The sequence below is a fragment of the Streptomyces sp. NPDC029041 genome, from assembly GCF_040637515.1.
GTDB lineage: Bacteria > Actinomycetota > Actinomycetes > Streptomycetales > Streptomycetaceae > Streptomyces.
This window is the reverse complement of record NZ_JBEZWO010000020.1, coordinates 76,216-94,539: the sequence shown is the minus strand read 5'-3', so window position 1 is coordinate 94,539 and position 18,324 is coordinate 76,216. Positions and strand designations below refer to the sequence as shown.

The window sequence follows — 18,324 nt, the reverse complement described above, 5'->3', positions numbered from 1 at the left end:
AGGCTGGACGGCGCACTTCTTCTCACCACCGGAGCACCTTTTTCGTGAGCGAACAGCCCCGTCGAGCCCGCACGTCAGGCACGTCCTACCGCAGGCCCAAGAAGGACCCCGTCCGCATCCTCGCCTTCGAGGCGCTGAGGGCCGTGGACGAGCGGGACGCCTACGCCAACCTCGTCCTGCCCCCGCTGCTGCGCAAGGCGCGGGAGAACGACGACTTCGACGCCCGGGACGCCGCGCTCGCCACCGAGCTGGTGTACGGCACGCTGCGCCGGCAGGGGACCTACGACGCGGTCCTGGCGTCCTGCGTGGACCGGCCGCTCGGGGAGGTCGACCCGCCGGTGCTGGACGTGCTGAGCCTCGGCGCACACCAACTGCTCGGCACCCGTATCCCGACGCACGCGGCGGTGTCCGCCACCGTCGAGCTCGCGCGGGTCGTGCTCGGCGACGGGCGGGCCAAGTTCGTCAACGCCGTGCTGCGCAAGGTCGCGCAGGACGATCTGGACGGCTGGCTGGAGCGGGTCGCGCCCCCTTACGACGAGGACCCCGAAGACCATCTCTCCGTCGTCCACTCCCATCCGCGGTGGGTCGTGTCCGCGCTGTGGGACTCCCTCGGCGGCGGGCGCGACGGCATCGAGGAGCTGCTGCGCGCCGACAACGACCGGCCCGAGGTCACGCTCGTGGCCCGGCCCGGACGGGCCACCGCGGAGGAACTGCTCGACGAGGACGCCGCCGTGCCCGGCCGCTGGTCGCCCTATGCGGTGCGGCTGACCGAGGGCGGGGAGCCGGGTGCCATCGCGGCCGTGCGGGACGGGCGCGCGGGCGTGCAGGACGAGGGCAGCCAGCTCGTCGCGCTCGCCCTCGCGGGCGCCCCCCTGGACGGGCCCGACCGGCGCTGGCTGGACGGCTGCGCGGGGCCCGGCGGCAAGGCCGCGCTGCTCGGCGCGCTGGCCGCCGAACGGGGCGCCCTGCTCGTCGCCTCCGAGAAGCAGACCCACCGCGCCGGCCTCGTCGCGAAGGCGCTGGACGGCAATCCCGGGCCCTACCAGGTGATCGCCGCCGACGGGACGCGTCCGGCGTGGCGGCCCGGCAGCTTCGACCGGGTGCTGGTCGACGTGCCGTGCACGGGCCTCGGCGCCCTGCGCCGCCGCCCCGAGGCACGCTGGCGGCGCCGCCCCGAGGACCTGGAGGGCTTCGCGCCGCTGCAGCGCGGGCTGCTGCGCACCGCCCTCGAGTCGGTGCGGGTCGGCGGTGTGGTGGGCTACGCGACCTGCTCGCCGCACCTCGCCGAGACCCGGGCCGTCGTCGCCGACGTGCTCAAGCAGCACCCGGACACCGACCTCGTCGACGCCCGGCCGCTGCTGCCCGGCGTACCGGATCTGGGCGAGGGGCCCGACGTGCAGCTGTGGCCGCATCTGCACGGGACCGACGCGATGTATCTGGCGCTCATTCGCCGGACCGGCTGACCCCCGCGGCCACGGCCGCCCGGTCCGGTGTGCCGCCGTCGTGGCGCGCCAGCCGGTGCGGCCACCACACCTTCGGCCCGACGTCCAGGAACAGCGACGTCACCAGGACCGAGCGGACGATGAAGGTGTCGATGAGGACGCCGAGGGCCACCGTGAAGCCGATCTCGGCGAAGGCGACCATCGGCAGGGTGCCGAGGGCGGCGAAGGTACCGGCCAGGACCAGACCGGCGGAGGTGATGACCGCGCCGGTGGCGGCAAGGCCCGTGACCACTCCGGGTCTGGTGCCCTGGCGGGCCGCCTCCTCGCGGATGCGGGTGGTCAGGAAGATGTTGTAGTCGATGCCCAGGGCGACCAGGAACACGAACACGAACAGCGGGAAGTCGGTCGCCTCGCCCGCGTAGTCGAAGACGTACCGGAACGCGAGCGCGCTGATGCCGAGGGCCGCCGTGAAGGAAAGGATCACCGTGCCGATCAGCAGCAGCGGGGCGATCAGGGCACGCAGCAGGCCGCACAGGATCAGCAGGACGACCACCAGCACCAGCGGGATGATCAGCACGTTGTCGTGCGTGGTCGCCTCGTCCATGTCCAGCAGGGCCGCGGTACCGCCGCCCACCTGTGCGTCGGCGTCCGGCACCGCGTGCACGGCGTCCCGTACCCGCTCGACCGTCTGTTTGGCGGCCTCGCTGTCCGCCGGGGCGGTCATGGTGGCCTCGAAGAGGACCTTGCCCTCGAAGGCCGGTTTGGTGCCGGGTGGCAGACCCAGGGACTGGGGGACCACGCCCGGCGTCCCGGCGACCGCGCGGCCCACCTGCACGGCCTGCGCCTGGTCGCTGACGATGACCAGGGGATCGCCGCTGCCCGCCGGGAAGTAGCGCGCCGACACCTCCTGGCCGGTGATCGAGTCGGGTTTCCCGGTGAACGCGTCAGCGTTGCCGATGCCCTCCGCGCGCAGCTGGATCAACCCCAGTGAGCAGACCGCCAGCGCGAGCGCCGTCACGGCCCAGATCATCCGCGGGCGGCGGGCGATACGGCGTCCCGTGCGGGCCCAGACGCCGCGCTCGGTCGGGTCGGGCGTCCCGTAGCGCGGCACCACCGGCCAGAAGATCCAGCGGCCGAAGATCACCAGCAGGGCGGGGAACAGGCTCATCATCGCCACCAGTGCGACGGCGACACCGATCGCCGCCACCGGTCCCAGGCCGCTCGTGGAGTTCATCTCGGCGACCAGCAGCACCAGCATGCTGAGCACGACCGTCGCCCCGGAGGCGATCACGGCCGGGCCGGCGCGGTGCAGGGCCAGGGCCATCGCCTCGTGCCGGTCCTCGTGCCGGCGCAGTTCCTCCCGGTACCGGGCCACCAGCAGCAGGGCGTAGTCCGTTCCGGCTCCGAAGACCAGCACCGTGAGGATGCCGGCGCTCTGGCCGTTGACCGTCAGGCCGCCGTGCTCGGCCAGCAGGTAGATCAGCGCCTGCGCGGTGAACAGGGCGCAGACCACCGAGACCAGGGGGACGACCAGGAGCGTCAGGCTGCGATAGGTGATGAGCAGCATGACGATGACGACCGCCATCGCCGCGAACAGCAGGGTCGAGTCGATGCCCTCGAAGGCCTCGGCGAAGTCCGCCGACGTGCCGCCCGGGCCCGTGATGTGCACGGACAGCCCGTCGCCTCCCGAACCGACGTCGTCCCGTATGGAGTCCACGGCCGGTGAGATCCGCTCCCAGCCCTCCTCGTCCATCAGGATCGGCACGAACACCTGCGCCGCCCGCGGGTCGACCTGCCGGTCGAACACCGGCCCGCGCGTCTGCTCACCGATGATGCCGTGGTCGCCGAGCTGCTTCAGCTGCCGCACGTCCTCGGCGATCTCCGCACGGTCCTGCGGCGTCAGGCCGCTCTCGCGTGCGTAGATGACCACCGCCGGGATCTGCTCCGGCCGGAAGTCCTGGGAGATCTGCAGCACCTGCGTCGACTCCGCGGAGCCCGGCAGCCAGGACGACGCGTCGTTGTCCTGAGCGTCGGTGAGCTTCATGGCGAGCGGCGCGGCGACGACCAGCACGACCACCCAGAAGACCAGCACGAGCCACTTGGCCCGCCGCCCGCAGACGAGATGCGCGACGCCCTGTTTCATGACGTCCCCTTCCGCGAAGACGCCCCGCACGGGGTGCGGGGATTCGGGCGACGAGCCACCTGAGTCCCGCGCCCGGTGGACCACCGGGGTCCGATGCTCACAACCCCCACGGGGCATGGCAGTCTTAGGTCATGGCCGCGCAGATCAACCCCAGCATCCTGTCCGCAGACTTCGCCCGCCTCGCGGACGAGGCGAAGGCCGTGGAAGGAGCCGACTGGCTCCACGTCGACGTCATGGACAACCATTTCGTCCCGAACCTCACGCTCGGCGTGCCGGTCGTAGAGTCGCTGGCCCGTGCGACGGACACCCCGCTGGACTGCCATCTAATGATCGAGGCCCCCGATCGGTGGGCGCCCCAGTACGTGGAAGCGGGGGCCGGTTCGGTCACCTTCCACGTCGAGGCCGCCGCAGCGCCCGTCCGGCTCGCCCGGGAGATCCGTGCCAAGGGCGCCCGCGCCTCCATGGCGCTGAAGCCCGCGACCCCCATCGAGCCGTACGAGGACCTGCTCCCCGAGCTCGACATGCTGCTGATCATGACGGTCGAACCGGGCTTCGGGGGACAGGCCTTCCTCGACATCATGCTTCCGAAGATTCGCCGCACCCGCGAGTTGATCAGCAAGCACGGGCTGGAGCTCTGGCTCCAGGTCGACGGCGGAGTTTCGGCTTCCACCATCGAGCGGTGCGCCGACGCCGGAGCCGACGTCTTCGTGGCCGGATCGGCGGTCTACGGGGCAAACGACCCGGCAGAAGCGGTACGTGCACTACGCACCCAGGCCGACGCGGCGACGGCGAAGGCCTCCTGGGCCTGCAACCACTGAGCCACAGCAAAGTGAACGGCTCTCATCAGGGCTGATCGACCGCGCCACATCTGCAAGGATGAACGGCGAATCCAGAGTGTGAACAGCAGTGAGGAGAACGCCGTGTCGGGTATGTCGGCGGGCCGGTCAGCCATGCGGATGGGACCCGCTGAGCTGGTGCAGGCGGCGGCCATGGCCCGCCGCTTCTACCTCGAGGGCAAGTCCAAGATCCAGATCGCGGAGGAGTTCGGCGTCAGCCGCTTCAAGGTGGCCCGGGTCCTGGAGACCGCCCTCGAACGGGATCTCGTGCGCATCGAGATCCGTGTGCCGGCCGAACTGGACGCAGAGCGCTCGGACGCGCTCCGCGCCCGCTACGGCCTCAGGCACGCCGTCGTGGTCGAGTCCCCGGCCGAGGCCGAGGAGACGCCCGACCCCGAGAACCTGGGAGAAGTGGCCGCCGACCTGCTCGGCGAACTGGTCAGCGAGGGGGATGTGCTGGGCCTGGCCTGGGGCCGCTCCACCATCCACATGGCGGCGGCGCTCGACCGGCTGCCGCCCTGCACGGTGGTGCAGCTGACCGGTGTCTACGACGCCGGGACGGCCGAACGCGGCTCGGTCGAGGCCGTACGCCGCGCCGCCCAGGTGTCCGGCGGGGACGCCCACCCCATCTACGCCCCCATGCTGCTGCCCGACGCGGCCACGGCCACGGCACTGCGCAACCAGACGGGGATCGCCCGGGCCTTCGAGCACTTCGACAAGGTCACCGTCGCCTGTGTGTCCATCGGCTCGTGGGAGCCGGGTATCTCCACGGTGCACGACATGCTCAGCGACGAGGAGCGCGCGCACTACGCCTCCCTCGGTGTCGCCGCCGAGATGTCCGCGCACCTCTTCGACGCCGAGGGCCGCCGGGTCGGCCGCGACCTGGGCGAGCGGTGCATCACCGTGAAGGCGGACCAGCTCCGCCGGATCCCCGAGGTCGTCGCGATCGCGGGAGGGCAGCGCAAGGGGCCCGCGATCGACGCCGTGCTGCGGTCCGGGCTCGTCACCAGCCTGGTGACGGACACGTCGGCCGCCGACTACCTGATGACGGCCGGTCCGGCGCCGAAGTCGGCCCTCAACCGGTCCGACCCGGACGGGGTCTGACGGGTGGCCGGACAGGCGCACGGCGTGCACGACCCGGCGGGCCGGATCGTGCTGGTCCTGGATCTGGCCGGGGTCACGGACAAGGCGGCCCTCATGGACCGCTGCGCTCGTGACCTGGCCCTGCCCGACTGGTTCGGCCGCAACTGGGACGCCCTCGCCGACTGCCTGTCCGACCCCGCCCTCTGGCCCGAGGGGGCCGGGGAGCGGGGGCTCCTGGTCGTCGTGCAGGGCTGGCGGACGTACGCCGAGACGCGGCCCGAGGAGTGGCAGGTCGCCGAGGAGATCTTCGCCGAGGCGACCGACCGGGGCCCGGGGCTGTTCGTGACCCTCGGCCTTGGAGAATCCTCCGAGAGGCCCCCTGACCAGCCTGGATGATCCGCTGGGGGCTGATCGGGTGCCCGGCATGGGAGAATGAAGTACGTGCTCTTTCCCCCTGGCCGGCCGGTCCGGGGGTCACCTCTGATCGACTGGGATGTGCAGCACGTGCGTTTCCTCAATGACATCCAGCCCGGGTACGACCTGACGTACGACGACGTCTTCATGGTGCCGAGCCGCTCCTCGGTGGGCTCGCGGCAGGCCGTCGACCTCAGCTCCCCGGACGGCACGGGCACCACCATCCCGCTCGTCGTCGCCAACATGACCGCCATCGCCGGCCGCCGCATGGCCGAGACCGTGGCCCGCCGCGGCGGCCTGGTGGTGATACCCCAGGACATCCCGATCGACGTGGTCACCGACGTCGTCTCCTGGGTGAAGAGCCGGCACCTGGTGCTGGACACCCCGATCATCCTGTCGCCGCACCAGACGGTCGCCGACGCGCTGGCCCTGCTGCCCAAGCGCGCGCACAACGCCGGTGTCGTCGTCGACGGCGACCACAAGCCGGTCGGCGTGGTCACCGACGCCGACCTGTCCGGCGTGGACCGCTTCACACAGCTCGCCGAGGTCATGTCGCGGGACCTGCTGCTCATCGAGGCGGACATGGACCCGGGCGAGGCCTTCGGCACCCTCGACCATGCCAACCGCCGCTACGCCCCCGCGGTCAACCAGGACGGCACGCTCGCGGGCATCCTGACCCGCAAGGGCGCCCTGCGCGCCACCCTCTACACGCCGGCCACCGACGCCCGGGGGCGGCTGCGCATCGCCGCCGCCGTCGGCATCAACGGCGATGTCGCCGGCAAGGCCCAGCAACTGCTGGACGCGGGTGTCGACGCCCTCGTCATCGACACGGCGCACGGCCACCAGGAGTCGATGATCAGCGCCCTGAAGCTGGTGCGCGACCTCGACCCGCAGGTGCCGGTCGTCGCGGGCAACGTGGTCGCCGCCGCGGGTGTGCGCGACCTGATCGAGGCCGGCGCGGACATCGTCAAGGTCGGTGTCGGCCCCGGCGCGATGTGCACCACGCGCATGATGACCGGCGTGGGCCGGCCGCAGTTCTCCGCCGTCCTGGAGTGCGCCGCCGAGGCGAAGAAGTACGGCAAGCACGTGTGGGCCGACGGCGGTGTCCGCCACCCCCGTGACGTGGCCATGGCCCTCGCGGCCGGCGCCTCCAACGTGATGGTCGGCTCCTGGTTCGCCGGCACCTACGAGTCCCCGGGCGACCTCCAGCACGACGCCCAGGGCCGCGCCTACAAGGAGTCCTTCGGCATGGCGTCCGCCCGGGCCGTGCGCAACCGCACCTCCGAGGAGTCGGCGTACGACCGCGCCCGCAAGGCGCTGTTCGAGGAGGGCATCTCCACCTCCCGGATGTTCCTCGACCCGGGCCGCCCGGGCGTCGAGGACCTGATCGACTCGATCATCGCGGGTGTCCGTTCCTCCTGCACCTACGCAGGCGCCGGCTCCCTGGAGGAGTTCGCCGAGAAGGCCATCGTCGGCGTCCAGAGCGCCTCCGGGTACGCGGAGGGCAAGCCCCTTCACGCCAGCTGGAGCTGACGGCTCCACTACCGCGCGTGAGGCCCCCGGTGAAAAACCGGGGGCCTCACGCGCGCGCACGCCCTACCGTCGTACGTCATGGAGATCACCGTCTGCCGGGCCGCCGACGTGCCACTGCTCGACCGCTGCATCGGCTCCATGGGTGCCACGTCGTTCCACGCGCGCCGCTTCGACCGCCAGCAGCGGGGCATGAGCACGTATCTCCTCGCCTGGCTCGACGGACGGCCCGTGGGGCACGCGGAGCTGCGCTGGGACGGCTGCGACGACTCGGTCGTACGCGCGGCACGGCCCGGCTGCCCGGAGATCAACGCGCTGACCGTGTGGCCCGAGACGCTGCGCTCGCGCGGGATCGGCAGCGCGCTGGTGCGGGCCGCCGAGGAACTGGCCCGGCAGCAGGGCCGTACGGCCGTCGGTCTCGGGGTCGCCGACGACAATCCGCGCGCCGCCGCCCTCTACGCCCGGCTCGGTTATCTGCCGCTGGCGGCGTACGTCGGCCGCTGGTCGTACGAAGACCGCGACGGTCTCACGCACGAATGCGCCGAGGACCTCACATTCCTGGTGAAAGAGCTGGTCCGAGCAAGCCTCGTGCAACGGACGAAAGCCGCCGTGCAACGAACACCCGCTCCGCCCCGGGGAACGCAATGATCTTGCATGTACGCGCAAGGTTGCTGCATTTCACCAGCAACGCCGTTGCTCGTAGGCTGTCGCCTCGTACGTGGCGTGGCGGGGACTCCGCTCGGTGGGTCCCTGCTCAAGGGTGCCCGCGGTCCCCGCCGCCCTCACCGGCAGCGACAAGGAGCCAAGCGCGTGCTCGACCAAGGCGCACCCCCGCAGAACCCAGGCCCCACGGCGGCCTCCGCACCCCCCGGCCTCGGCGCCCGCCTCATGCGCCGCAAGCCGGTGGAACGCCTGGTCGCGGAGGGGGGCCAGGGTGAGGGTGGGTCACTGCGCCGCACTCTCGGCCTGTGGCAGCTGACCATGATCAGCATCGGCGCCACGCTCGGCACCGGCATCTTCGTCGTCCTCGGCGAGGCCGTCCCCAAGGCGGGTCCGGCCGTCACCCTCTCCTTCGTGATCGCCGGTCTCACCGCCCTGTTCTCGGCCCTGTCCTACGCCGAGCTGGCCGGCACCATCCCGGTCTCCGGATCCTCGTACTCGTATGCGTACGCAACGATGGGTGAGCTGATCGCCTGGATATGCGGCTGGTGTCTGGTCCTGGAGTACGGCGTGTCGGTGGCGGCCGTCGCCGTCGGCTGGGGCGAGTACCTCAACGAGCTGCTCGACGGCACCATCGGCGTCACCATCCCGGCCGCCCTGTCCGCCCCGCCCGGTGACGGCGGCGTGTTCAACCTGCCGGCGCTGATCGTCGTGCTGCTCGCGATGGCGTTCCTGCTGGGCGGCGCGCGCGAGTCCGCCCGCGCCAACACCGTCATGGTCGTCGTGAAGATCGCCGCGCTGGTGATGTTCTGTGCCATCGGCGTCCAGGGCTTCCGCTCCGGCAACTACGAGAACTTCATGCCGCTCGGCATGGCGGGCGTCAGCGCCGCCGGCGCCACGCTGTTCTTCTCCTACATCGGCTTCGACGCCGCCTCCACCGCCGGCGAGGAGGCCAAGAACGCCCAGCGCGACCTGCCCCGCGCGATCATGCTGTCGCTGGTCATCGTCACCGCGCTGTACGTCCTCGTCGCGGCCGTCGCGGTCGGTGCCAAGCCCTGGAAGAACTTCACCGACTCCGAGGCCGCCCTCGCCCAGATCATGCGCGAGGTCACCGGGCAGACCTTCTGGGGCACTCTGCTGGCCTTCTGCGCCGTCATCGCCATCGCGAGCGTGGTGCTGACCGTGCTGTACGGCCAGACCCGCATCCTGTTCGCCATGTCCCGCGACGGTCTGGTGCCGAAGGTGTTCGCCAGGGTCCACCCGAAGACCGGCGCCCCGCGCGCCAACACCCTGATCGTGTCGCTGTTCTGCGGTGTCCTGGCCGCCGCGATCCCGCTCGGACAGCTCGCCGACGCCACCAGCATCGGCACCCTGTTCGCCTTCGCGCTCGTCAACGTGGCCGTCGTCGTGCTGCGCCGGACCAAGCCGGACCTGCCCCGCACCTTCCGGGTGCCGCTCTCGCCGGTCCTGCCCGTGCTGGGCTTCGCCTTCTGCGTCTGGATGATGGGCAGCCTGCCGGCCATCACGTGGGTGGTCTTCGGTGTCTGGATGGTCGCCGGTCTCGTGTTCTACTTCGGGTACGGCTACCGCCGGTCCCGACTCGCGCCATCCGAAAAGTGAACGACCCACTGTGCTGAACGATCTCGACGAACGCATCGTGCACGCCCTCGCCGAGGACGCCCGCCGCTCCTACGCCGACATCGGCTCACTCGTCGGCCTGTCCGCGCCCGCCGTGAAGCGGCGCGTGGACCGGCTGCGGGCCACCGGAGCCATCACCGGCTTCACCGTGCGCGTCGACCCGGGCGCCCTCGGCTGGGAGACCGAGGGGTTCGTCGAGATCTACTGCCGCGGGAACACCTCCCCGGAGACCATCCAACGGGGCCTGGAGCGCTATCAGGAGGTCGTGGCCGCGTCCACCGTCACCGGGGACGCGGACGCGATCGCCCAGGTCTTCGCCTCCGACATGCGCCACTTCGAACGGGTCCTGGAACGGATCGCCGGTGAGCCGTTCGTCGAACGGACCAAGTCCGTGCTCGTGCTCTCGCCGCTGCTGCGGCGCTTCTCGTCCGGGTCGCCCACGTAACTCCGTGGCCCGTTCCACGAGACACCTCTAGCCTGGGTGTCATGACCCGGCGACATTGATCCACCAGCCGTGCCTCCCGAGGACCGCCTCGGACGCCGTACCTCCGGCGTCCGATCCGTCCTTCCGGGAAGGCCTCATGACACTCTCACCCGCGCGCGTGCCCGCCACCGGCGTCCGCCGTCTGACACGCACGCTGTACGGCTACGCGTTCCTCGACGACTTCGTCCTGCTCTACCCGGTGTACGCGCTGCTCTTCGCCGACACCGGCATGTCGCTCTGGCAGATCTCCTCCCTGTTCGCCCTGTGGTCGATCACCGCGATGGTGCTGGAAGTGCCCTCCGGCGCCTGGGCCGACGCCATGTCGCGACGGAGGCTGCTGTGGATCGGTCCCCTGCTCACCGCCGCCGGGTTCGCGCTGTGGGTGACCGTCCCGTCGTACGGGGCCTTCGCGGCCGGTTTCGTCCTGTGGGGCGCGGGTGGGGCGCTCGGCTCCGGCGCTCTGGAAGCGCTGGTCTACGAGGAGTTGGACCGGGTCGGTGCCGCCGGCCGCTACGGGCGAATCATGGGCCGGGCCCGGGCCGCGCGGCTGCTGGGCACGGTGGCATCCATCGGCCTGGCAGGGCCCGTTCTCGCCCGGGGCGGCTACCCGGCCGTCGGTGCCGCGAGTGTCCTGGCCTGTGTGCTGGCCGCCGTCACCGCGACCCGGTTCCCGGAGCACCGGGTGCGGCCGGAGAGCGCCGACGACAGCTGGGCGACGACCGTGCGGGCCGGGTTCGCCGACATCCGCGGGGACGGTGCGGTACGCGGCGCCGTGCTGCTGATCCCGGCCGTGGCCGCCGTGTGGGGCGCATTCGACGAGTACATCCCCCTGCTGATCCGGGAGATCGGCTTCGCCGAGGTGACGGTGCCCTACCTGGTCATGCTGATCTGGGCGGGCGTCACCGTCGGCAGCCTCCTCACCGGCCCGGCCGAGCGCCTCGGCCCGACCGGGCTCGCGGTGCTGCTCGCGGGCGCCGCCCTCGCCCTCGCGGTGGGAGCCCTGGCCCGGTCCCTGACCGGAGTCGTCCTCCTGAGCCTCGCCTTCGCCGGGTTCCAGCTGGCCGAGGTGCTCGCCGACGTCCGGCTCCAGCACCGCATCGACGACTCCCGCCGGGCCACGCTCACCTCCGTGGCGAGCCTGGGCACCGAGCTGGCCACGGTCGCCACGTTCGGCGTGTACGCGCTGCTCGGCACCGGCATGCCGCACAGCACCGTCTTCGCCGTGCTCGCGCTTCCCTACCTGGTGACCGCTCTGGCCCTGGCTAGAGCTCGGGCTGCCACGGCACGACCGTGAAGTCACCCGTCCCCTTCTTCACCTTCTCGAAGGGGGCGGAGGCCACGCACGGGGGCGGCTCGTTCCCCTCACCGGGGCGGCCCGACATCACCCAGCTGTAGCCCAGCCGGTCGTCGCGGCCGCGGTCGTGGACGGTGACGCCGACCCGCTTGCCCTCGGAGCCCGGGAGGTCGGACTCGGTGATGACGCCGGAGACGACGGCCACCGTGCCACCGGTCACCAGGCAGTCCACCTTCGCCTTCGCCCAGGCGCCCTTGCCGTGCAGATAGTGGCTGAACTCGAAGGTGCCCCCGGCCTGCGACGGGTCGGCGGTGTCCTTCGCCGCCAGATGCGCGTCGAACGAGAACGTGATGTCGTCCCCTTTGGACCGGTACAGCTTGGCGGTGCCGGTGAGGGATGCGGCCTCCCGCTGGTGAGGCGCGTCCGACGCGAGGGCCGCGGCCCCCCGCTGCAGGGGCACGTCCGACGCGGTCGCGACCGAGGCCACTCCGGCCGTGAGGAGCAGCGCGGAGCCGAGCACGACGATCTTCGTACGGCGCTTCATTGCGTTCCTTTCCGCAGGTCGAGTGGACAGCCCTTACTCTCCTGGCCCGGCGGGGGCAGGACATCGCGCTCGGGGCGGGACCCCGTCTCCGCCGTACGGCGGGGGAGACCGCGCACAGCTGCACTCCGAGGAGGAGCCCGGGGTCCGAACGAGGCGCGCAACGAATCGCCGCCGGCCCCACGACCCACGCAATGAACCGTTCACCGGCGCGCAACGGCTCCTGCTTGTCCGCCCTGGTCAGCCGCCCGTACCGTCTAGGTGGCCCCCAAAAGGCCCCCAACCACCCCTCCGCCCGGTGAGGATCACGCATGCGCACCGCCCTGCTCCAGAGCTCCGGCCGACCCGGCTCCACCGTCGAGAACCTCAAGGTCCTCGACGAGGCCGCGGGCCGGGCCGCCGCCGCGGGCGCCGGGCTGCTGGTCACCTCCGAGCTGTTCCTGACGGGCTACGCGATCGGCGACGACATCGGCCGGCTCGCCGAGCCCGCCGAAGGCGACTGCGCCGACACCGTCGCCGAGATCGCCACCAGCCACGGCCTGGCGATCGCCTACGGCTACCCCGAGCGGGACGGCGAGGCCGTGTTCAACTCCGTCCAGCTGATCTCCGCCGACGGCTCCCGTCTCGCCAACCACCGCAAGACGCACCTCTTCGGCTGCTTCGAGCGTGACCACTTCACCCCCGGGGACCTGCCGGTCGCCCAGGCCGAGCTCGACGGCCTCCGGGTCGGCCTCCTGATCTGCTACGACGTGGAGTTCCCGGAGAACGTCCGTGCCCACGCCCTGGCCGGCACGGACCTGCTCGTCGTCCCCACCGCGCAGATGCACCCGTTCCAGTTCGTCGCCGAGTCGATGATCCCGGTGCGCGCCTTCGAGAACCAGATGTACGTCGCGTACGTCAACCGGGTCGGCCGGGAGGGCGAGTTCGAGTTCGTGGGGCTGTCCACGCTCGCCGGGCCCGACGGGGTCGCCCGGACCCGGGCCGGACGCGGTGAGGAACTCGTGCTCGCCGACGTCGACCCGGCCTTCCTCGCCGCGTCGCGCGAGAACAACCCGTATCTGCGGGACCGGCGGCCCGGCCTGTACGGCTCGCTCGTCTGAAACCCCCTGAACCGCCCGTTCGTACCTGTGCAAGGAGTCCGCACCCCATGACGTCCACCGTGCCCAACGCCGTCGAGCACGCTGACGCGCAGCAGCCGCCGATCACCATGTTCGGCCCGGACTTTCCGTACGCCTACGACGACTTCCTCGCCCACCCGGCGGGCCTCGGGCAGATACCCGCGACCGAGCACGGCACGGAGGTCGCGGTCATCGGCGGCGGTCTGTCCGGCATCGTCGCCGCGTACGAGCTGATGAAGATGGGCCTCAAGCCGGTCGTGTACGAGGCCGACCAGATCGGCGGGCGGCTCCGCACGGTGGGCTTCGAGGGGTGCGACGAGTCCCTCAGCGCCGAGATGGGCGCGATGCGCTTCCCGCCGTCCTCCACGGCCCTGCAGCACTACATCGACCTCGTCGGCCTGCAGACCCGGCCGTTCCCCAACCCCCTCTCCGAGGCCACCCCGTCGACCGTCGTCGACCTCAAGGGCGAGTCCCACTACGCCGAGACGATCGAGGACCTGCCGCAGGTCTACCGGGACGTCGCCGAGGCATGGGGCCGGTGCCTGGAGGAGGGCGCCGACTTCTCCGACATGAACCGCGCCCTGCGCGAGCGGGACGTGCCGCGCATCCGCGAGATCTGGTCCCAGCTCGTGGAGAAGCTCGACAACCAGACCTTCTACGGCTTCCTCTGCGACTCCGAGGCGTTCAGGTCGTTCCGCCACCGCGAGATCTTCGGCCAGGTCGGCTTCGGCACGGGCGGCTGGGACACCGACTTCCCGAACTCCATCCTCGAGATCCTGCGCGTCGTCTACACCGAGGCCGACGACCACCACCGCGGCATCGTCGGCGGCTCCCAGCAGCTGCCGCTGCGTCTGTGGGAGCGCGAGCCGCAGAAGATCGTCCACTGGCCGCTCGGGACCTCGCTGGCGGGCCTGCACGAGGGCGGCGAGCCCCGCCCGGCGGTGACCCGGCTGCACCGCACCGCCGGCAACCGCATCACGGTGACCGACGCTCACGGCGACATCCGCACCTTCCAGGCGGCGGTCTTCACCGCCCAGTCCTGGATGCTGCTGTCGAAGATCGCCTGCGACGACTCGCTCTTCCCGATCGACCACTGGACGGCGATCGAGCGCACCCACTACATGGAGTCCTCGAAGCTCTTCGTGCCGGTCGACCGCCCGTTCTGGCTCGACAAGGACGAGGAGACGGGCCGGGACGTCATGTCGATGACGCTCACCGACCGTATGACGCGCGGCACTTACCTGCTCGACGACGGCCCGGACAAGCCCGCCGTCATCTGCCTGTCGTACACCTGGTGCGACGACAGCCTGAAGTGGCTGCCGCTGTCCGCGAACGAGCGGATGGAGGTCATGCTGAAGTCGCTCGGCGAGATCTATCCCAAGGTCGACATCCGCAAGCACATCATCGGCAACCCGGTGACGGTCTCCTGGGAGAACGAGCCCTACTTCATGGGCGCGTTCAAGGCCAACCTGCCCGGCCACTACCGCTACCAGCGGCGCTTGTTCACGCACTTCATGCAGGACCGGCTGCCCGAGGACAAGCGCGGCATCTTCCTCGCCGGCGACGACATCTCCTGGACGGCCGGCTGGGCCGAGGGCGCGATCCAGACCGCCCTCAACGCGGTCTGGGGCGTCATGCACCACCTGGGCGGCGCGACCGACCCCACCAACCCGGGCCCCGGCGACGTCTACGACGAGATCGCGCCGGTGGAACTGCCGGAGGACTAGCGGAAGCCGGGCTCGGTCAGGGGTGTGAGCAGCATGCGCCCCGCGAAGCCCACCGCCGTGTCCAGACGTTCCGTGAACTCGTCGGCCACATCGGGGAGTTCACGCAGGACCCACAAGGCCCGGGCCGCCGTCCACGCTGCGTCCCGGGCGCGCTCCAGGCTCCAGGAGCCGAGCAGGTGGGTCAGCGGGTCGGCGACCCGGAACAGGTCGGGTCCCGGCATCAGATCATCGCGGATGCGCTCCTCCAGCGAGACGAGGAGATCGCCCACCATGTCGAACTCGTCCTCCAGCTCGACGGGTGCGCAGCCGAGCGTACGGCAGGTGTCCACGACGGCCAGCGCGAGATCGTGCCCGATGTGGGCGTTGATGCCCGCCAGCGCGAACTGCAACGGCCGTACCCCGGGATGGCGGCGGAACTGGAACAGCGGCCGCCAGCAGGCGGGCGGGCGCCGCTCGTCCGCCGCCGACTCGACGGCCGCCAGGTACCGCTGCGCGAACCGTACGTCCAGCGTGATCGCGGCGTGGGCGTCCGTGAACCGGCCCGCGTCGACGTGCCGGTCCACCGCCTCCGTCACGGCGAGGTAGACGCGGTTGAAGACCGCCACCCCGTCCCGCGGGTGCAGGGCCGCGTCGAGGGCGCGCATGCGGGAGATCACGGCGTCGACCGGAGTGTCCAGGGCTGGGGGGAGTTGTTCGCATCGCGGCATGCGGGCAGAGTCGCAGCTCTAGGCTGGCGGGAGGACCGGCGGGCCCGGCGCTTCCCCGAAACGGGGGAACACCGCCCCGCCGCCGGAGGAGGAGGTGCAGCACCGTGACAGGCCCGCGTGCCCGCCGCCTGGCCGCCCGCAGGGCCGGGCGCAGCCGCGCCGCCCGGCGCGGCGCGATGGTCGTGGCGGCCTCCGTCGTAGCCGCGGCCGGCGCCCTCGCAGGCGTCTTCTCCGCGTCCGGCGACGGACGGGCCACGGACGAGGCCGCGCCCGCCCCGGTGTCGGCCTCACCCCGCCCGGTGCCCCTGCCGGCCGGGCCCTCGCCGTCCGCGCCGGCCACCACCGAAGCCACCTCCTCCTCGCCGTCGCCGTCCGCGCGCCCTTCACGGAGTCCCTCGCCACCGAGGACCGAGACGAAGCGGGAGCACACCGACACCGTGCCCGGACGGCTCTACCGCCACCCCGACTCCCAGGTGCTGGAGTGGAGCCGCTCCCACTCCGGCGATCCGCGGCATGCGGTCATCGCGTCCCGTATCGCGACACAGCCGGCGGCCGTCTGGTTCGCCGACTACTCCCCGCAGACCGTCACCGCCCGGGTCGCCGCGGTGACGTCGGGTGCTGCCGCACAGGGCCGGGTACCGGTCGTGGTGCCGTACGCGATCCCCGGTTGGGACTGCGGCGGCCACTCCCAGGGCGGGGCGCCCGGCCTGGACGCCTACGACGCCTGGATCGACCGGTTCGCGGCAGGGCTGGGCTCCGGCGAGGTCATCGTCGTGCTGGAGCCGGACTCGATCGCCCAGACCGGCTGCCTCTCCGCGGCGGAACGCGCCGACCGCTTCGCCTCACTGGCCCGGGCCGGCCGCGTGCTCAAGGCCGCCGGCCCCCGGGCCCGGGTGTACTACGACGCGGGGCACTCGGGCTGGAACGCCCCCGCCCGGCAGGCGGCCTGGCTGCGCCAGGCCGGTGCCGCCTCGCCCGAGTCGTCCGACGGCGTCTTCAGCAACGTCTCCAACTTCCACACCACCGCCGACGAGATCGCCTACGACCGGCGGGTCCTCGACGCGCTCGGCGGCCCGGCGAGCCTCGGCGCGGTCATCGACACCAGCCGCAACGGCAACGGCGCCCCTCCCGACGGCGAGTGGTGCGACCCGTCCGGTCGCACACTGGGCCGGGCCCCGACGCTCGACACCGGCGCATCGCGCATCGACGCCTACCTGTGGGTGAAGCTGCCGGGGGAGTCGGACGGCTGCAAGGGCAGGCCGGGGACGTTCACGGCCTCGTACGCCTACGACCTGGCGTCGTCCGACGCGGCGTCGTCGTAGGTGGAGGTGCCCTCGTCCAGCAGCGGCGCCTGCGTCTTCAGGTGGGCCGGGGCGAAGGCCCGCAGAGCGTGGTAGCCGGTGATGACGACCACCGTGCCGAGCGCGATGCCGCTCAGCGAGAACGTGTCCGAGAACTTCAGGGAGACGTTGCCCACGCCGATGATGATGCCCGCCGCAGCCGGGACCAGGTTCAGCGGATTGCGCAGATCCACCTTGGCGTTGATCCAGATCTGCGCGCCCAGCAGGCCGATCATGCCGTACAGGATGACGGTGATGCCGCCGAGCACCCCGCCCGGGATCGCCGCCACGACCGCGCCGAACTTCGGGCAGACGCCGAACAGCAGGGCGAAGCCGGCGGCGGCCCAGTACGCGGCCGTCGAGTAGACGCGGGTCGCGGCCATCACGCCGATGTTCTCGGAGTACGTGGTGTTGGGCGGGCCGCCGACCGCGGTGGACAGCATCGAACCGACGCCGTCGGCCGCGATCGCCGTGCCGAGCTTGTCGTCCAGCGAGTCACCGGTCATCTCGCCGACCGCCTTCACGTGCCCGGCGTTCTCCGCGACCAGCGCGATGACGACCGGCAGGGCGACCAGGATCGCCGACCACTCGAACGACGGGGCGTGCAGGGTGGGCAGTCCGATCCAGTCGGCCTTGTCCACGCCGGACAGGTCGAGCCGCCAGTGGTCGGTGACCTTGCCGCTCGCGTCCACCGAGTGGATCTTGCCGAAGACCAGGTCGGACACCCAGGAGATGCCGTATCCGAAGACCAGCCCGAGGAAGATCGCGATCCGGGACCAGAAACCCCGCAGACAGACCACCGCCAGGCCGGTGAACAACATCACCAGCAGCGCCGTCCACTGGTCCTGGGGCCAGTACGTCGAGGCCGTCACCGGCGCCAGGTTGAAGCCGATCAGCATCACCACCGCGCCGGTCACGATCGGCGGCATCGCCGCGTGGATGATCCGCGCCCCGAACCGCCGCACGGCGAGCCCCACCAGGAACAGCGCGCCCCCGACGACGAATACCGCTCCCGTGACGGTCGCGCTGCTGCCCCCCTGCGCCCGGATGACCGCCGCCACGCCGACGAAGGAGAGCGAGCAGCCCAGGTAGCTGGGCACGCTGCCGCGGGTGGCCAGCAGGAACACGACGGTCGCGACGCCCGACATCATGATCGCGAGGTTCGGGTCCAGGCCCATCAGGACCGGTGCCACGAAGGACGCACCGAACATCGCGACGACGTGCTGGGCGCCGAGTCCGGCCGTGCGGGGCCAGGAGAGCCGCTCGTCGGGGCGGACCACCGCGCCGGGCGCCGGGGTGCGTCCGTCGCCGTGCAGTTTCCAGCGGACGCCGAGATCCATGGTGCGGTTCGCTTTCGTCGTGCGTGC

16 protein-coding genes are annotated in these 18,324 nt (G+C 71.7%); 12 read left to right on the top strand and 4 right to left on the bottom strand.

Annotated features, from left to right (window positions below):
* Positions 1 to 44 precede the first annotated feature (44 nt).
* Positions 45 to 1,463 (top strand): transcription antitermination factor NusB, encoded by a 1,419-nt coding sequence (locus tag AB0F04_RS34970; protein ID WP_362049524.1) that lies wholly within the window; start codon positions 45 to 47, stop codon positions 1,461 to 1,463.
* Here AB0F04_RS34970 and AB0F04_RS34965 read toward each other — a convergent pair.
* A complete protein-coding gene (locus AB0F04_RS34965) occupies positions 1,444 to 3,585 on the bottom strand; it encodes an MMPL family transporter (protein ID WP_362049521.1) in 2,142 nt (713 codons plus the stop codon). The genes AB0F04_RS34970 and AB0F04_RS34965 overlap by 20 nt on opposite strands.
* A 131-nt stretch (positions 3,586 to 3,716) precedes the next feature.
* On the opposite strand from AB0F04_RS34965, the gene rpe reads away from it, so the two are divergent.
* The 8 genes from rpe (at position 3,717) to AB0F04_RS34925 (ending at position 11,524) form a co-directional block, all read left to right on the top strand.
* On the top strand, positions 3,717 to 4,403 hold the full coding sequence (gene rpe, locus AB0F04_RS34960) for a ribulose-phosphate 3-epimerase (RefSeq protein ID WP_053668333.1): 687 nt from the start codon (positions 3,717 to 3,719) through the stop codon (positions 4,401 to 4,403).
* A 78-nt stretch (positions 4,404 to 4,481) separates the two neighbouring features.
* Positions 4,482 to 5,525, top strand: coding sequence for a sugar-binding domain-containing protein (locus AB0F04_RS34955; RefSeq protein WP_362049518.1), 1,044 nt, complete (start codon positions 4,482 to 4,484; stop codon positions 5,523 to 5,525).
* Between the two features lie 3 nt (positions 5,526 to 5,528).
* Positions 5,529 to 5,900 carry a barstar family protein gene (locus AB0F04_RS34950; RefSeq protein WP_362049515.1) on the top strand — a complete coding sequence of 124 codons (372 nt, stop codon included), beginning with the start codon at positions 5,529 to 5,531 and terminating at the stop codon, positions 5,898 to 5,900.
* A gap of 108 nt (positions 5,901 to 6,008) precedes the next feature.
* The gene (locus AB0F04_RS34945) at positions 6,009 to 7,451 is read left to right on the top strand and encodes a GuaB1 family IMP dehydrogenase-related protein (protein WP_362049512.1); all 1,443 of its coding nucleotides are present in this window, start codon (positions 6,009 to 6,011) and stop codon (positions 7,449 to 7,451) included.
* A gap of 78 nt (positions 7,452 to 7,529) precedes the next feature.
* Entirely contained in the window at positions 7,530 to 8,096 is a 567-nt protein-coding gene (locus AB0F04_RS34940; RefSeq protein ID WP_362049509.1) for a GNAT family N-acetyltransferase, read from the top strand.
* A 162-nt stretch (positions 8,097 to 8,258) separates the two neighbouring features.
* Complete coding sequence (locus tag AB0F04_RS34935; RefSeq protein WP_362049506.1) at positions 8,259 to 9,728, top strand: amino acid permease; 1,470 nt, start codon at positions 8,259 to 8,261, stop codon at positions 9,726 to 9,728.
* Between the two features lie 10 nt (positions 9,729 to 9,738).
* Positions 9,739 to 10,191, top strand: coding sequence for an Lrp/AsnC family transcriptional regulator (locus AB0F04_RS34930; protein ID WP_104778814.1), 453 nt, complete (start codon positions 9,739 to 9,741; stop codon positions 10,189 to 10,191).
* A 136-nt stretch (positions 10,192 to 10,327) separates the two neighbouring features.
* Positions 10,328 to 11,524 (top strand): MFS transporter, encoded by a 1,197-nt coding sequence (locus AB0F04_RS34925; RefSeq protein WP_362049503.1) that lies wholly within the window; start codon positions 10,328 to 10,330, stop codon positions 11,522 to 11,524.
* On the opposite strand, the gene AB0F04_RS34920 is transcribed toward AB0F04_RS34925, so the two are convergent.
* On the bottom strand, positions 11,493 to 12,068 hold the full coding sequence (locus AB0F04_RS34920; protein WP_362049500.1) for a Repetin: 576 nt from the start codon (positions 12,066 to 12,068) through the stop codon (positions 11,493 to 11,495). The two genes, AB0F04_RS34925 and AB0F04_RS34920, sit on opposite strands and share 32 nt — an antisense overlap.
* Before the next feature lie 308 nt (positions 12,069 to 12,376).
* Between AB0F04_RS34920 and AB0F04_RS34915 the strand changes: the two genes are divergently transcribed.
* The gene (locus AB0F04_RS34915) at positions 12,377 to 13,165 is read left to right on the top strand and encodes a carbon-nitrogen hydrolase family protein (RefSeq protein WP_362049497.1); all 789 of its coding nucleotides are present in this window, start codon (positions 12,377 to 12,379) and stop codon (positions 13,163 to 13,165) included.
* Between the two features lie 47 nt (positions 13,166 to 13,212).
* Positions 13,213 to 14,910: an NAD(P)/FAD-dependent oxidoreductase gene (locus AB0F04_RS34910; RefSeq protein ID WP_362049494.1), complete on the top strand. Its 1,698-nt coding sequence runs from the start codon at positions 13,213 to 13,215 to the stop codon at positions 14,908 to 14,910.
* On the opposite strand, the gene AB0F04_RS34905 is transcribed toward AB0F04_RS34910, so the two are convergent.
* A complete protein-coding gene (locus AB0F04_RS34905) occupies positions 14,907 to 15,617 on the bottom strand; it encodes a DUF5995 family protein (protein ID WP_362049491.1) in 711 nt (236 codons plus the stop codon). The genes AB0F04_RS34910 and AB0F04_RS34905 overlap by 4 nt on opposite strands.
* A 176-nt stretch (positions 15,618 to 15,793) precedes the next feature.
* Here AB0F04_RS34905 and AB0F04_RS34900 point away from each other — a divergent pair, with 176 nt between their 5' ends.
* Complete coding sequence (locus AB0F04_RS34900) at positions 15,794 to 16,939, top strand: glycoside hydrolase family 6 protein (RefSeq protein WP_362049567.1); 1,146 nt, start codon at positions 15,794 to 15,796, stop codon at positions 16,937 to 16,939.
* On the opposite strand, the gene AB0F04_RS34895 is transcribed toward AB0F04_RS34900, so the two are convergent.
* Complete coding sequence (locus AB0F04_RS34895) at positions 16,903 to 18,297, bottom strand: solute carrier family 23 protein (protein ID WP_362049488.1); 1,395 nt, start codon at positions 18,295 to 18,297, stop codon at positions 16,903 to 16,905. The genes AB0F04_RS34900 and AB0F04_RS34895 overlap by 37 nt on opposite strands.
* Positions 18,298 to 18,324: the final 27 nt, after the last annotated feature.

Excerpts from the sequence above, each read along its gene's own strand:
- AB0F04_RS34965 (WP_362049521.1), bottom strand. The coding sequence starts at position 3,585 with ATGAAACAGGGCGTCGCGCATCTCGTCTGCGGGCGGCGGGCCAAGTGG.
- rpe (WP_053668333.1), top strand. The coding sequence starts at position 3,717 with ATGGCCGCGCAGATCAACCCCAGCATCCTGTCCGCAGACTTCGCCCGC.
- AB0F04_RS34940 (WP_362049509.1), top strand. The coding sequence starts at position 7,530 with ATGGAGATCACCGTCTGCCGGGCCGCCGACGTGCCACTGCTCGACCGC.
- AB0F04_RS34925 (WP_362049503.1), top strand. The coding sequence starts at position 10,328 with ATGACACTCTCACCCGCGCGCGTGCCCGCCACCGGCGTCCGCCGTCTG.
- AB0F04_RS34920 (WP_362049500.1), bottom strand. The coding sequence starts at position 12,068 with ATGAAGCGCCGTACGAAGATCGTCGTGCTCGGCTCCGCGCTGCTCCTC.
- AB0F04_RS34915 (WP_362049497.1), top strand. The coding sequence starts at position 12,377 with ATGCGCACCGCCCTGCTCCAGAGCTCCGGCCGACCCGGCTCCACCGTC.
- AB0F04_RS34910 (WP_362049494.1), top strand. The coding sequence starts at position 13,213 with ATGACGTCCACCGTGCCCAACGCCGTCGAGCACGCTGACGCGCAGCAG.
- AB0F04_RS34905 (WP_362049491.1), bottom strand. The coding sequence starts at position 15,617 with ATGCCGCGATGCGAACAACTCCCCCCAGCCCTGGACACTCCGGTCGAC.
- AB0F04_RS34900 (WP_362049567.1), top strand. The coding sequence starts at position 15,794 with ATGGTCGTGGCGGCCTCCGTCGTAGCCGCGGCCGGCGCCCTCGCAGGC.
- AB0F04_RS34895 (WP_362049488.1), bottom strand. The coding sequence starts at position 18,297 with ATGGATCTCGGCGTCCGCTGGAAACTGCACGGCGACGGACGCACCCCG.